The organism is Ruegeria sp. HKCCD6604 (assembly GCF_013110635.1).
Lineage (GTDB): Bacteria > Pseudomonadota > Alphaproteobacteria > Rhodobacterales > Rhodobacteraceae > Ruegeria.
This window is the reverse complement of record NZ_WVQW01000005.1, coordinates 236722-251331: the sequence shown is the minus strand read 5'-3', so window position 1 is coordinate 251331 and position 14610 is coordinate 236722. Positions and strand designations below refer to the sequence as shown.

At 59.4% G+C, this 14610-nt stretch carries 13 protein-coding genes; 4 read left to right on the top strand and 9 right to left on the bottom strand.

The genetic code is table 11. The features are described 5' to 3' along the window. Positions 1–29 precede the first annotated feature (29 nt). Positions 30–1226, top strand: a complete 1197-nt coding sequence (locus tag GS614_RS14240) for a UbiH/UbiF family hydroxylase (protein ID WP_171726610.1) — start codon at positions 30–32, stop codon at positions 1224–1226. A 12-nt stretch (positions 1227–1238) separates the two neighbouring features. On the opposite strand, the gene GS614_RS14235 is transcribed toward GS614_RS14240, so the two are convergent. Continuing rightward, positions 1239–2366 (bottom strand): aminotransferase class V-fold PLP-dependent enzyme, encoded by a 1128-nt coding sequence (locus GS614_RS14235; RefSeq protein WP_171726609.1) that lies wholly within the window; start codon positions 2364–2366, stop codon positions 1239–1241. A 229-nt stretch (positions 2367–2595) separates the two neighbouring features. Between GS614_RS14235 and GS614_RS14230 the strand changes: the two genes are divergently transcribed. Then, positions 2596–3297 (top strand): GntR family transcriptional regulator, encoded by a 702-nt coding sequence (locus GS614_RS14230; RefSeq protein ID WP_371809403.1) that lies wholly within the window; start codon positions 2596–2598, stop codon positions 3295–3297. A gap of 6 nt (positions 3298–3303) precedes the next feature. Here the strand turns inward: GS614_RS14230 and GS614_RS14225 are convergent, their stop codons facing one another. Together GS614_RS14225 and GS614_RS14220 are read right to left on the bottom strand one after the other, a co-directional pair. After that, entirely contained in the window at positions 3304–3762 is a 459-nt protein-coding gene (locus tag GS614_RS14225; RefSeq protein WP_152457626.1) for an Lrp/AsnC family transcriptional regulator, read from the bottom strand. Continuing rightward, complete coding sequence (locus tag GS614_RS14220) at positions 3759–4214, bottom strand: Lrp/AsnC family transcriptional regulator (protein ID WP_171119589.1); 456 nt, start codon at positions 4212–4214, stop codon at positions 3759–3761. The genes GS614_RS14225 and GS614_RS14220 overlap by 4 nt, the downstream gene beginning before the upstream one ends. 131 nt (positions 4215–4345) lie before the next feature. Between GS614_RS14220 and ilvC the strand changes: the two genes are divergently transcribed. Both ilvC and GS614_RS14210 read left to right on the top strand, forming a co-directional pair. Continuing rightward, a complete protein-coding gene (gene ilvC / locus GS614_RS14215) occupies positions 4346–5368 on the top strand; it encodes a ketol-acid reductoisomerase (RefSeq protein WP_171170636.1) in 1023 nt (340 codons plus the stop codon). 131 nt (positions 5369–5499) lie between these two features. Beyond that, the gene (locus GS614_RS14210) at positions 5500–6402 is read left to right on the top strand and encodes a DMT family transporter (RefSeq protein ID WP_171363191.1); all 903 of its coding nucleotides are present in this window, start codon (positions 5500–5502) and stop codon (positions 6400–6402) included. Here GS614_RS14210 and glmM read toward each other — a convergent pair. The 6 genes from glmM to GS614_RS14180 form a co-directional block, all read right to left on the bottom strand. Then, a complete protein-coding gene (glmM, locus tag GS614_RS14205; protein ID WP_171228515.1) occupies positions 6399–7742 on the bottom strand; it encodes a phosphoglucosamine mutase in 1344 nt (447 codons plus the stop codon). The genes GS614_RS14210 and glmM overlap by 4 nt on opposite strands. A 33-nt stretch (positions 7743–7775) precedes the next feature. After that, a complete protein-coding gene (gene folP, locus GS614_RS14200; RefSeq protein WP_171726607.1) occupies positions 7776–8774 on the bottom strand; it encodes a dihydropteroate synthase in 999 nt (332 codons plus the stop codon). Further along, complete coding sequence (locus tag GS614_RS14195) at positions 8771–9691, bottom strand: dihydroneopterin aldolase (RefSeq protein ID WP_152457620.1); 921 nt, start codon at positions 9689–9691, stop codon at positions 8771–8773. The genes folP and GS614_RS14195 overlap by 4 nt, the downstream gene beginning before the upstream one ends. A gap of 101 nt (positions 9692–9792) precedes the next feature. After that, a complete protein-coding gene (locus GS614_RS14190) occupies positions 9793–11166 on the bottom strand; it encodes a multicopper oxidase family protein (protein WP_171726606.1) in 1374 nt (457 codons plus the stop codon). A gap of 73 nt (positions 11167–11239) precedes the next feature. Beyond that, entirely contained in the window at positions 11240–11914 is a 675-nt protein-coding gene (locus GS614_RS14185) for a cell wall hydrolase (RefSeq protein ID WP_253285376.1), read from the bottom strand. Between the two features lie 154 nt (positions 11915–12068). Continuing rightward, the gene (locus GS614_RS14180) at positions 12069–14609 is read right to left on the bottom strand and encodes a putative PEP-binding protein (RefSeq protein WP_152457617.1); all 2541 of its coding nucleotides are present in this window, start codon (positions 14607–14609) and stop codon (positions 12069–12071) included. Position 14610: the final 1 nt, after the last annotated feature.

Below are 14610 nucleotides of genomic sequence, written 5' to 3'. Positions count from 1 at the left end.
AGGTTCTGCCCAGAATGATGAGAGGCGCCATGTCCGACAGCTGTGACATCCTGATTTCCGGTGGCGGGATCGCCGGTCTGACCGCCGCGGCGGTATTCGGAACGGCAGGTTTTGAAGTGATCTGCGTTGATCCGAGCCCTCCAATCACCGAGCGGGACGTGGACGGGTCAGATCTGCGCACCACGGCTTTTTTGCAGCCTGCGCGCGGCCTGCTGGAACAATGCGGTCTGTGGGCAAGACTGGATGCACAGGCGGCCCCGTTGCAAATCATGCGGATCGTTGACGCGGGGGGCGACGTGCCCGAGCCGCGCGTTGTCCGCGACTTCAACGCAGCCGACATTTCTGACCACCCTTTCGGTTGGAACCTGCCCAACTGGTTGCTGCGCCGAGAAATGGTGGCGCGACTGGCTGAATTGCCCAATGTCGATTTCCGCACCGGCACCGCGACCACAAGCCTTTTCACCCGAACCGCCGAGGCCCGCGTGGGCCTGAGTGATGGCAGCCGCGTCCGGTGCAAGCTTGTGCTTGCTGCCGATGGTCGCAACTCGCCAATGCGCGAAGCAGCCGGCATCAAGGTGCACACAACACGATATGGGCAAAAGGCGCTGGCATTTGCGGTGACGCACCCAATTCCACACGAGAATGTTTCGACCGAAATTCACAGATCCGGGGGGCCGTTCACGCTGGTGCCACTGCCGGACTGGAACGGGCAGCCCTCGTCCGCCATCGTCTGGATGGAACGCGGACCGAAGGCCGTTGAACTCCTGAACCTGGAACCCGAGGCATTCGAGGCCGCCATGACCTCTCGGTCCTGCGGGTTGTTCGGCCCGCTGAAATTAGCATCCCGCAGAACGATCTGGCCCATCATCAGCCAATCGGCGGAACGGCTGGCGGGTGAACGCATCGCGCTGATGGCCGAGGCGGCGCATGTGGTGCCTCCCATCGGGGCACAAGGATTGAACATGTCTCTGGGCGACCTGCGTTGCCTGCTGGAATTGGCACAGGCCCGGCCCGAAGGTCTGGGAGACGAGCAGATGCTGGGTGCCTATCACAAGGCCCGTCACACCGAGATCGAGATGCGCGTCAAAGGCATTGATCTGCTGAACCGCGCCTCGATGATTGAGACGCGGCCGCTGCGAGATGCACGGGCGATGGGGCTGAGCGCGCTCTATTCCCTGCCACCAGTGCGCAAGACTTTGATGCAGATGGGCCTTGGCGTTCGCTAAGGCCCGGTCCGCTTACAGAACCTGATCCAGCACCCGTTTCAAACGCGCGATGGTGCCGTCCACGTCGTACAGCTTGTCGAGCCCGAACAGACCCAACCGGAACGTGCTGAACCCTTCGGGCTCATCACATTGCAACGGAACACCCGCGGCAATCTGCATGCCAAGTGCCGCAAATTTCTTGCCGTTCTGGATTTCGGGATCCGAGGTGTAGCTGACCACAACTCCGGGCGCGCCGAAACCGTCGGCCGCAACCGAAACGACACCCTTGTCCTTCAGCATCGATCGCACACCGTCACCCAGCGCCCACTGCGCCGCACGCAACTTTTCGAACCCGTATTCACGTGTCTCTGCCATGGTGTCGCGGAAGGCCAGCAACGCATCGGTCGGCATCGTGGCGTGGTAGGCGTGGCCGCCGTTTTCATAGGCTTGCATGATCTGCCGCCATTTCTTCAGATCAAGGGCGAAACTGTCGGAACTGGTCTGCTCCAGACGTGCCTCTCCGCGTTCAGACAACATAACCAGACCGGCACATGGCGAAGCGCTCCACCCTTTCTGCGGCGCCGAGATCAGAACATCGACACCGGTGGCTTTCATGTCCACCCAGGCGCAACCCGACGCAATGCAATCCAACACCATCAACGCACCCACCTCATGCGCCGCGCTTGCCAGCGCGGTCACATAGTCACCCGGCAGAATAACCCCCGCCGACGTTTCAACATGCGGAGCAAAAACAACACCGGGCTTTTGTTCGCGAATCGCGGCGACGACCTCTTCGATCGGAGCAGGCGCAAAAGGCGATGGGCTGGAATTGCCAGTCTCGCGCGCCTTCATGACCGTGGTCAAGTTTGTCAGAGACCCGCTTTCAATGATCTGGCTCCACCGGTACGAGAACCATCCATTGCGAACCACCAGCACATCTGCGCCGCGCGCGAACTGTCGGGCGACCGCTTCCATGGCATAGGTTCCACCGCCGGGAACAACGGCGACGCCATCCGCGTTGTACACGCCCTTCAACATATCCGAAATGTCGCGCATCACCTGCTGAAACTTCTGCGACATATGGTTCAGCGAGCGGTCCGTAAATACGACCGAGAATTCTTCGAGCCCGTTCGGGTCAACGGTTTCCAGCAAGCCTGGCATGGCGCATCCTCTCCAAAGCGTTTTCGAAGTCTTGTCCGCTTTGTCAGTGCGGGTAAAGCCCCTTCGCGGTAAAATTTGACCCAACGTAAAGCTTAACAAACACTTAATTTTTTTCGCTTAAATTCGTGAAAGCACGAAAATGACGCCAACCAGTGTCACTTCCCCTTTACACTTCTACTTGCTTCTGAACAGATGCGCACACTTTATACTTGAAGGGATAGATTCACCCGTGACGATACAAAAGCGGATCAGCTTCCAGTTCGTTCGAGACGAAGTAAAACGACGCATTGAAAGCCGTGTCTGGCCACAAGGATCGCTTTTGCCGACGGAGACCCAGCTGGCAGAGGAGTTCAATTGCGCCCGGGCCACTGTGAACAGAGCCTTGAGAGAACTGGCCGACCAGGGCTTTGTCGAGCGCAAACGCAAGAGCGGCACACGTGTCAAGAAAGAGCCCAGCAAACACGCCAAACTCGAATTGTCACTGGCGCGGCAAGTGGTCGAAAGCCAGAATGCAAACTATCGTTATGCGCTTGTTGAAAGGAATGTCGTCACCAGCCCTGGATGGCTTTCCTCGCAGATCAGCGTGGCACCGGACGCGCGTGTTCTACATGTAATCTGTATGCACTATGCGGACAATCGGCCCTTTCAGATGGAAGAACGGTGGATCAACATCGAGGCCGTACCTGATGTGGAGGACGCCGACCTGTTCGAACAGGGGCCACATGAATGGCTGTTGACGGCCGCACCTTTCACCGATGCCGAAGTCGCTTTCTGCGCCATTTCCGCAGATGCGCGACTTGCAGAATTCATGGGCACCACGGCGGGAACATCCATGATTCAAATGGAGCGCACCACCTGGAAAGAAGACAGGCCGCTTACCTTTGCGCGTATGACGCATCATCCGGGCTATTGCATCCGCACCAAGTACTGACTCTGTTCAGCCGATGGGACCGGGCAGACGTTCTTCGCTCAGCAGAACGTTGGCCTCGACGTCGCCTGCACCTGGCAGAGTCATGATCCGGCGCCGCAAAACACGTTCGAAATCGGCCAGGTCCCGGGCCACGACACGCAGTCGATAATCATACAGCCCCAGCACGTGCTCGACGGTCTGCACCTCGGGAACGGCACTGACAGCGCGCTCAAAATCTTCAAGGCTGACTTGGCCCTTGCGCCCCAGCTTGATGCCCAGAAAGACTGTCACACCGAATCCCAGCGCCTCGGCATTCAGACGCAGCCGACGGCCCTTGATTATTCCTGCCTCTTCCAGCCGGCGAATGCGACGCCAGGTGGCGGGTTGGGATAACCCGAACCTGCGCCCCAATGCTCCGGCACTTTGCGTGGCATCCTGTTGCAGCGCGCGAAGAAGACGGCGATCAATCTCATCCAGCTCGATCATACCGGCAGCACCTCGTCCCGCTTGACCCGCGCGATGTGCATAAGGGCTTCGATATCAGCAATATGCGGCAGGGTCAGAATCCGGTCGCGATAAAGCTGCTGATAGTGCTTCATGTCTCTTGCAATGACGGAAAGACGAACATCGACACGACCCAGAAAGGTCTGGATTTCGATCACCTCTGCCACGTCACGCGCCGCCTGCGTGAAATCGTCGAAAGCTCGGGCCTGCGTCTTGTCGAGCGTGATCCGAAGCGAAACCTCGACGGCATATCCCATCGCGGCCCAGTCTATCACGGCCTCCTGACCTTCGATGATCCCTGCGGCCTGCATCTTTTCGATTCGCCGCCAGCAAACGCCCGCGCTGATCCGGCAAAGATCGGCCAGTTCCGCTGTTGTCAGGCTCGGGTCTGCTTGAAAGTGGCGCAGAATGCGCCGATCAATATCATCAAGCATGATTTTTTCACATTCTCCGATTAGCGCGAATTATTCTTCATCTTTTTCGCAAATACTCAAGCCCAACCCTATCGCCATTGCGCGAACAGGCAGATACAACCGCCGCAATCAAACCAGAAAGGACCGGCGAAATGCGCGTCTATTACGATCGCGATTGCGATATCAACCTGATCAAAGACAAGAAAGTGGCTATCCTGGGCTATGGCTCGCAAGGTCACGCGCACGCGCTGAACCTGCGCGATTCAGGCGCGAAGAACCTGGTCATCGCGCTGCGCGAAGGTTCGCCTTCGGCCAAGAAAGCCGAAGCCGAGGGCCTGGAAGTCATGGGCATCGCCGAGGCGGCCGCCTGGTGTGACGTGATCATGTTCACCATGCCCGACGAGCTTCAGGCCGAAACCTACAAAAAATACGTCCACGACAACATCAAGCCGGGCGCGGCTATCGCCTTTGCCCACGGCCTGAACGTCCACTTCGGCCTGATCGAGCCGAAAGAAGGCGTCGACGTCATCATGATGGCCCCCAAGGGCCCCGGCCACACCGTGCGCGGCGAATACACCAAAGGCGGCGGCGTGCCCTGCCTGGTCGCTGTCCACAACGATGCAACCGGCAAGGCGCTGGAAATCGGCCTGTCCTACTGCTCGGCCATCGGTGGCGGCCGCTCGGGCATCATCGAAACCAACTTCCGGGAAGAATGCGAAACCGACCTGTTCGGCGAACAGGCCGTTCTGTGCGGTGGTCTGGTCGAACTGATCCGCTGCGGCTTTGAAACTCTGGTCGAAGCCGGTTACGCCCCTGAAATGGCCTATTTCGAGTGTCTGCACGAAGTGAAGCTGATCGTTGACCTGATCTATGAAGGCGGCATCGCCAACATGGATTATTCGATCTCGAACACCGCCGAATACGGCCAGTACGTCACCGGGCCGCGTATCCTGAAATACGACGAGACCAAAGCGCGCATGAAAGAGGTTCTGAACGACATCCAGCAGGGTAAATTCGTTCGTGACTTCATGCTGGAAAACGCAGTTGGCCAGCCGACCATCAAAGCGGCGCGCCGTGCCAATGACGAGCATATGATCGAGGAAACCGGCGCCAAGCTGCGCGGCATGATGCCGTGGATCTCGGCCGGAAAGATGGTCGACAAAGAAAAGAACTAAGAAGGGCGGAAGCCTGTCACAGGGCGGCCCATGTGGCCGCCCTTTTCGTTTGAATAAAGGCCCGGCAAGGCACATAAACAGCCGGTCAGGTTTAATTTCTGGCGCACCCGCGCGTTCCGACAGGACAATCAATGGTTCAACAGCCGACAAAACAGGACTGGAGCGGCGTCTTCACGCTTGGCCTGATCTGGGGCGCGACCTTCATGGTCGTTGCCATGGCACTTGAAGGGTATGGCCCAATCACCGTTGCCACCTCACGAACTACGCTGGGCGCAGTTACCCTGTTGCTGATGATGAGGGCGACCGGTCGCAAGCTGCCGGTTCTGACGCCGGCGCTGAGTGTTTCGATTGTCCTTATCGGCGTGCTGTCTACTGCCGTACCCTTCATGCTGCTCAGCTGGGGGCAGCAATTCGTGCCATCAGCCTTTGCGGGGCTATCCATGGCCGCCATTCCGCTGATGGTATTGCCACTTGCGCATTTCTTTTCTGATGAGCCGCTCAATCTACGTCGCCTGCTGGGCGTGTGTTTGGGCTTCTCGGGAGCTTTGGTATTGATCGGCCCCGGTCTGGCACAGCTTGGCCAAGGGGCCGAACCCCTAGCCCAATTGGCCTGTATCACTGCCGCATTGTGCTATGCGTCTTCGTCGGTTTTGACCCGTCGCTGTCCGCCTGTCGACCCGTTGGCGCTTGCTGCGCTGACCCTGCTGGTTGGGGCTGCGTTGTTGGTGCCAATCATGCTGATGACCGAAGGCTTGCCCAAATGGCAAGGCACGCGCCCCACACTTGCTCTGATCGTGCTGGGCTTGGTGCCAACGGCGTTCGCCACCCTGCTGCGCGTGTCCATCACCCGCAGCGCAGGTTCCGTGTTTCTGACACTGGTGAACTATCAGGTACCCATCTGGTCAATGGTATTCGGCGCCTGGATTCTGTCCGAGGCCCTGCCCCTGCGCTTTTTCATCGCCCTTGCGCTGATCCTGACAGGCATGGCCATCAGTCAATGGTTCAGCCTGCGCAAGGTTCTGTTCGGGCACTAGCTTGTGGCGGCTTCGACCTCTGCCACGATGCTGTCGACAACTTGTGTCAGCAACCCATCGTCTTCGCATTCAGCCATCACGCGGATCAGAGGCTCGGTCCCGGATTTGCGGATCAACAACCGGCCCTGCCCGTTCAGCCGCGCCTCGGCATCGGCGATAGCCGCCTGAACACTTTGAACCTCCAACGGTGTTTGATCGCTGGAATAGCGCACATTCTTCAGCAACTGCGGAACGGTTTCGAACTGCTTGGACAGATCAGATGCCTTGCGCCCCGACAGAACCATTTCCGCCAGGAAATGCAGCCCTGCCATCAACCCATCACCGGTGGTGGCATAATCGCTCATCACGATGTGGCCGGACTGTTCCCCACCAAGGTTGAACCCACCTTCACGCATCCGTTCGACCACGTAGCGATCACCGACGGCCGTTCGCTCCAGACGCAACCCTTGCGCTGTCAGGTGGCGTTCCAGGCCCAGGTTGGACATGACGGTCGCGACCAGGGCGTCGCCCTTCAACTGGCCCGATTTCTTCCATGCCGTCGCCAGCAAAGCCATCAGCTGATCGCCGTCAGCCACCTGACCGGTTTCGTCGACCACAACCACCCTGTCCGCGTCGCCGTCCAGACAAATGCCCACATCGGCGCCATGCGCGACAACGGTTTCTGCGGCCAGTTGTGGCTTGGTCGATCCGCAGTTGAGATTGATGTTCTTGCCGTTGGGCGCGATTCCCACGGGGATCACTTCTGCGCCCAGCTCCCACAGAACTTCTGGCGCGGTGCGGTGGGCTGCGCCGTTCGCACAATCGATCACCACCTTCAAACCATCCAGACTGACGTTCCGCGGCAACGACGATTTCACACGTTCGCCATAGCGAAACCGTGCGTCATCAACCCGGCGTGCCCGGCCGATATTCTGCGCCTGGGCGGGTCTGACGCCTTCGTCGATCAGCCTTTCGATCTCGACCTCGGCCTGATCGGACAGTTTATAGCCGTCCGGCCCAAAGAACTTGATTCCGTTGTCTTCGGCAGGGTTGTGGCTGGCCGAGATCATGACGCCCAGATCAGCCCTCATGGACCGCGTCATGAGGCCAACGGCGGGCGTCGGAACGGGCCCCAGCAGCAGCACGTTCATTCCAGTGGACGTCAAACCGGCCGTCAGCGCGTTTTCCAGCATATAGCCGGACAAACGCGTATCCTTGCCGATGACAACCCGGTGCACCCCTGTCGCGTCCCGTCGGAAATACCGCCCGACAGCGGCCCCGATACGCAACGCCATCTCTGCCGTCATCGGATGCGTGTTGGCGGTGCCCCGCACCCCGTCGGTTCCGAACAGCTTGCGCATAGGTGTCACTCCGTGATTTGCTGTGCGACCGGATTACCGGACAGCAGCCCATAGGCGCAAGGCCTGAGAGGTCTCGGCCACGTCATGAGCGCGGATGATCTGCACGCCCTGAGACAATCCCGCCAGAGCCACCGCGATTGATCCCGGCGCGCGGGCAGTCTTGCGAGGCTCTTTTCCGATGCTACCAATAAAGCCCTTGCGCGACACGCCCAGCAGGATCGGGCAGCCCAAGCCGTGGAACAGGCTGAGATTGCGCAGAAGGGTCAGGTTATGATCCTCGGTCTTCCCAAACCCGATCCCAGGATCCACAACGACCTGATCGCGGCTCAGGCCAAGACGTTCCAGCAACGCGATCTGGCCTTCGAGAAAATCGTAAACATCCAGCAATACATTGTCGTATCGCGGATTGATCTGCATCGTCGCCGGATCACCCTGCATGTGCATGACACAGACAGGCACTCCATGCGCGGCACAGAACGGTGCCAACGCCGGATCGAAGGTGAAGCCCGAGACATCGTTGACCAACCCTGCCCCGGCCGCGCAGGCAGCCTTGGCGACATCGACCTTTCGTGTATCGATGGAAATCAAAGCGCCTGTTTCCGACCGGATCGCTTCGATCAACGGGCGGGTTCGCGCGATCTCTTCCCCGGCCGGGACAAAATCCGCACCCGGACGGGTGGACTCTCCGCCGATATCCAGAATCGTGGCACCCTGCGCCACCATATTCACCGCAGCCACGCGAGCAGCATCTACCGAGCTGTGAACACCGCCATCCGAGAAACTGTCCGGCGTGGCATTCAGAATCCCCATGATATGAGGCAGCTGCATATCAAGGCCCGTCACGTCAGCCCGCAGTTGGCTCAAACGGCTCAGGTAATCTGACGGAACGTCCGAGGCCGCGACGATTTCGGGTTCGGACCCGCGCCGCAGGGCCTCGGCATGAGTGAACCAAAGGGGTTGGCCCGCCAGCGGCACAGCGCCTGTGGGACGGGTCGCTCCATGCTGGACCAGTGGTCTGAAATAGGTTCTCACAGCTGGGCCTGATCCACCGCAACAGCGCGCAAGGGCGTTTTGGGTTCCGTCGGCAATGCGCCGCCGATCACCATCATTTCGCTCGCTTCAAAGGTCGCCGCGAACCATGCAGCCAGCGCCACGGCATCCGACGGGGCGGCAGACGGGCCGTCAACGGCATCCAGTACGATCTTGGATGGGGCCCAGACACAGATCTGGCCATTCTTCATCGCCCAATCCAATTCGGTCCGCGTCGAAACCACCACACAGCGATGATCCCGTGCCGCCAGAACCCAGGCATTCTGTTCAATTGCCAACAGGTCAATTCGGCGTTGCGTCATCGCATGACCCGTTTGCGGAGCGGCCAGGTCGGACGCCCCGACACACAGGATCAGCGGGCGCTGGCGGTTCTCCAACTGATCGATCCAACCCTTCAGGTTCTCCGAGGCGATGGCGTCATTCGACAGGAAGACAAGGCGGGGGTGCGGACGTTCTTCTTCGGCCACCTCATGATGGACCGAGTCTTTTCCGCGCACGATCTCAACCCCCAACGCACCCGGGCCCCGATCCAGTTTTTCGATGCGAACAAAGACTCTTACAGCCTGAGGTTCAAGCAGGATGCGTTCCGCAACGCGTTCGGCCAATGTCTCAAGCAGGTTCAGGCGCTCGGCTGCCAGCTCATAGGCGATGGATTCCGTTACGCGGTCATATGAAAGGATGCGATCCACATCATCATCAATCGGGTCCGTCAGAGGCCGGACTTCGACCACGATGTTGAAGCAGATCCGCTGGGTTGTTCCCCGCTCGGCCTGGAAGGCGCCAATTTCGACTTCGACGATATGGTCGCGCAACGAGATACGATCCAACGGCCCCCGAGGAGACGTCGCCTCGGACCGTTCGGACGGGTGTGCGAATGCCAGACGGATTTCAGAACTCATGGGTCAGGCCTTTTCGGGCTCGTTGCATAGTTTGCCTACTATAGGCGTCGCGAGGGCCTATAGCATTCAAACAAGCGCCATTCCAACCGCCGAATGCGGCGTCACGAGACCCGAAACCAGCTCATCATCCCCGAAGCAGCATGCCCAAGCATATGACAATGCAGCAACCAGTTGCCGGGATTGTCCGCGATCAATGCGATTTGGCGCGCCTGTCCCCGCCCGACCAGAACGGTATCACGCCAGGGGCCCAGAGAGCCATCGTCCATGATCAGCCGGAAGTGATGCCCGTGCAGATGCATTGCGTGCGGAAATGCGGTTTCATTCACGAACTCGATCCTGTGCAAACTACCGACGGCCGCATCCAGAAACGGATCTTCGGGGCGCTCGGCGTAACCGTTCAGTGCCCAGAATTTGCCCAACTGCGCCAGCTCGCGGCCTGACAGTTCCGTTTCACCCAGCCGGGCGCTTTCCAGCCAGCGCATTGCGCCACCTTGCAGAACCATCCGGTGCGTTCTGGCATTTTGAAGATTTCCGATCTCAGGCAAAGGGTTAGACGGCAATGCTGACACGCCGTGCCTGTGCGCCCCGGCAGCGTATCCACCAACCTCGAACCGTGCCAGCCCAAAGGAACCATCTCTTTCGACGCTGACCAGGCTTGCCGTTTCGCCCTCGGTGACGACATCCACAATCAGATCCGCACGCTGCGCAGGTGCTAGCGGGAAAGAGCCCGACAGCCGCAGCGGTGTTTCCACGGGCATTCCATCCAAGGCGACGATCCACCCCGAAAGACCATCAAGATCCAGATCAAATATCCGGGCATTGGACGCGTTGACCAATCGAAGTCGCAGTCGCTCGTTTCTGCGTACCGCAAACGCGGGATCGAATGATCCGTTGACGGTCAGGATGTTCCCAATCCGACCTGCATGGCTCAGATCATGGCCATTGTCGAAATCATCCGTTATCTGCGCGGTCTCAGGGTTCAACCGCCAATCATCCAACATCAGCACCAGATCCTGATCGACATCCGGTGCCGTGGCCTCTGCAACGATCAGCGGCCCGTAAAGCCCGCGGGCAACTTGTTCCATCGACTGGTTGTGCGCGTGGTACCAATAGGTGCCCGCATCCGGGACAACGAAATCATAGTCAAAAGTGCCGCCCGGTTCGACAACATCCTGCGTCAGGCCGGGCACACCATCCATGGCGTTATCGATGCGTATTCCGTGCCAATGCACCGATGTGGGTTGGGGAAGGTCATTCACCAGCTTGCGCTGAACGCGTGCGCCCTGATCGATCTTTATGATCGTACCGGGGACTGTGTCACCGTAACTCCAGACCGTCGTGTCAGGAAACCCATCGGGCGCAACGCGCTGTCGGCTCAGACGCGCCTTGAGCGGCGGATAACCAGCCTCGGCCGCGACCGGCAAAATGGCGACTGCGGCGGCTGTTTTCAGAATGTGTCGTCGGGTGAAAAGCATTACGGGCCTCCTGGCCCGTAATATAGACTGCGACCTGCCACGCGCCATCAAGCTTCCAGCGCGGGTGCGTCAATCAGTTGCTCGCTGTCCGATAGTTGTGGCGGTAGAAAATGTGCACACCGATCCGCGCAGTCTGTTTATAGACCCGCGACCAAGATGGCCGAACCGCGGTCGTGTGGTAATGGGTCGCCCCTTCGGTCAGCTCATGGCCGATACCATCAATGGCCGCCCGAGCGACCTTGGACACGCGCTCATAGGCTTTCTTCTCGTGGATGACCTCTTTGCGACCGTCACATGTATAGGTGAACTGGCACTGGTATTTCTTGCCGGTGCCCTGGCGGATCACACCACACAGTGAGCTTGGAAAGCGGCTGCTTTTGACCCGGTTCAGAATAACCTCGGCCACCGCAAACTGACCACGCACGCTTTCGCCTCGCGCTTCGAAGTACAGCGCCTCGGACAGGCACTTCCAGTTTTCGTCACCGGTCGCCTTGGGCTGTTGGTCAAGCCAATCCTTGGAGTATGTTACTTCAACAGGTTTGGCCGCCTTGCGCGGCTGGAACAGTTTGAAATAGTCGCGAAAGCTTTGCGCCGGCAATTCGCTGCGGGCGACAAGTTCTTTCTTTGCAGTATCAATTGCTTCCCTCTCGGCGAAGGACGCACTCGGCAGCACGGTTGCCGCCATTGTGGCAACAGCCATTATGTAACGTAGCATCAGATAACCTCGCACAGGCACTTCACGCGCCATACCCTCCCCCGGCGGGCGCGACGAGGCATCTAACGCAATCGAGCGCAAAGGTCCAGTCATTCGGAAAATGCAAGTGGAATCTTGCCCGCAGCGAAGATAAATTTCGCCTGCGAGTATTCTGACAACCCACTAATCCTTGGGTTTTCAGCCCCTGTCAACCCCCAAGTCTGGAGGAAATCGCCAGTTGAGCGGCAGCCAGCCGAGCGACAGGAACCCGGAACGGCGAACACGAAACATAGTCGAACCCCAGATCCCTGCAAATGGCGATTGATTCGGGGTTTCCGCCGTGTTCTCCGCAAACGGACAGGGTTACATCCGGTTTTGCGGCTCGTCCCCGCTCGGCTCCCAGCTTCAGCAATTCCCCGACCCCATCCGGATCAAGAACGTGGAACGGATCTTCGCCGAAGACACCCTGGCGAACATAGGCGGACATGAAACGGCCAGCATCGTCGCGGGACAGACCATATGTCATCTGCGTCAGGTCATTGGTACCGAAACTCATAAACGCGGTCTGCGGGGCGATCTCTTCTGCGCGCAGACAGGCACGCGGGGTTTCAACCATCACACCCAGCCGATATTCAAATTCCTGCCCTCGTTCTGACGCGACCGCGGCCGCCACCGAATCGATGCGGGACTTGACCAGTTCGACCTCTCGTTTCGCAGAGACCAGCGGGATCATCACTTCGGGCACGACCGGGGCGCCGTTCTTTCTGGCATCAAGCGTGGCTTCAAAGATCGCGCGCGCTTGCATGTCATAGATTTCCGGCACCGTTACGCCCAGACGAACGCCGCGCAAACCCAGCATCGGGTTGTATTCAGTCATCGCATTGACCCGGCGTTCGACATCGGAAACCGGCAAATCCAGCGCCTCGGCCAATTCCCGTTGACCGCTGCGCGTGGTGGGCAGGAACTCGTGCAAGGGCGGGTCGAACAGGCGAATACAGACAGGCTGCCCTTCCATGATTCTGAACAGTTGAACAAAGTCTTCGCGTTGCATCGGAAGCAAACGTTCCAGCACAGCCGCCCTGCCCGAGGACGTTTGCGCAAAAATCATCTCGCGCATCACGATCAGGCGACCGGGTTCAAAGAACATATGTTCCGTCCGGCACAGGCCGATCCCCTGAGCCTGAAAATTGCGCGCCGTCTGCGCATCGGCCGGCGTGTCGGCATTGGCGCGGATGTCAATATCACGCTCGGCATCGGCCCAGGCCATCAATGTCTGAAAACAATCATCCAACGCGGCCTCAAGCATGGCTGGCTGCCCTGCCAGCACCTGACCGGAACTGCCATCGATGGTCAGAACATCGCCGGTTTTGAAAACACGACCATCGGGTGCGGTCAGCATCTTTTTTTTGGTCTGGAACCGCATGTCTGAGGCACCAACGATACAGGGCAGGCCAAGTCCGCGACCTATCACGGCGGCGTGGCTGGTCATGCCGCCCTTTTCCGTCAGAACCGCCACGGCGGCATGCATCCCACGCACATCCTCGGGCGAGGTTTCGCGGCGGACCAGAACGCATGCCTCTCCGCGCGCGGCACTGGCCTGCGCTTCTGCGGATGTAAACACGATCTTTCCGGTTGAGGCGCCCGGGCTGGCGCCGATGGCCGTCGTCAGCACATCACGCCGCGCTTCCGGATGGACCTGCCGGTGCAATAGTTCATTCAACGCATGGGGGTCCACACGCATCACCGCCTCTTGCGGCGGTATGATCCCGTCTTCAGCCAGACGAACGGCGATCCGCATCGCTGCGCGCGACGTTCTCTGAACCCGGACGCCATCCAGAATATGCACTTTGCCGTTTTGAATGACGAACTCGACCTGCATTTCTTCGCGCAGTTTTTCGCGCATCAGCGCGGCTTGTTCTTTCAACTCGGCAAAGGCCTTGGGTGCGACTTCTTCAAGCGACGGTCCTCGCGGGTCTTTTTCAAGAAACAGCGCTGCCACATCTTCGCCCAGCGCATCCCGGCCCTGGCTCTGGCTCAGGTAGCGCCCCGTGATCTGCGGCATTCCGGTGGTCGAGTCGACCAGTTGAAGCACACCTGATCCGCATTCACCCTGCCCGACGCCCGGGATCATCTCTTGAATGACAAGCCCAAGACCCGCATCTGCCGGGGCACCCTTGGCCTGCCGCAGCAGCCGGGCGGATGTCCCGTCCCATGCACGGGCCATCGAGCGCAAAACCCCGATCAACTGCTCACCCCGGTCCTGCGGGAAGGCTTCGTCCGTTTCATCTTCGTAGGCGCGCAGGGAATGGCGCAAGCCTTCGCTGCCATCCATGTCGATGTCATCGAACACATCCGCGTCCAGCCGCGCCACGTGAATCGCATAGCTTTGAACGAACCTTAGATACAGCGCAGCAGCGGCCTCTGCCCCCATGGTGTCGGACAGGTCCACATAGCGTGCATCATTCATGCCAATGTTTAGAACCGCACCGGGCCCACCCCAGTCGGGATCTTCAGAACTTGGTCGGACGCACAGCAAGGTCGTGGGATCGAATTGCTCAAGGATCGCGTCAAGGTTCGGAACGTCGCCTTCCGCAATCTGATGGACCGCATCAAACGACAAGGCGACGGTCCGGGGCACCGGCAGGTCCAGTCGGACCAGCCGTTGCAGACACTTGGCCCGCCCGCCATGGGTATGGGCCGTGACCGGAGCATCGGATGTAATGAGCGTGGTATGCGGATTATTCTGCACT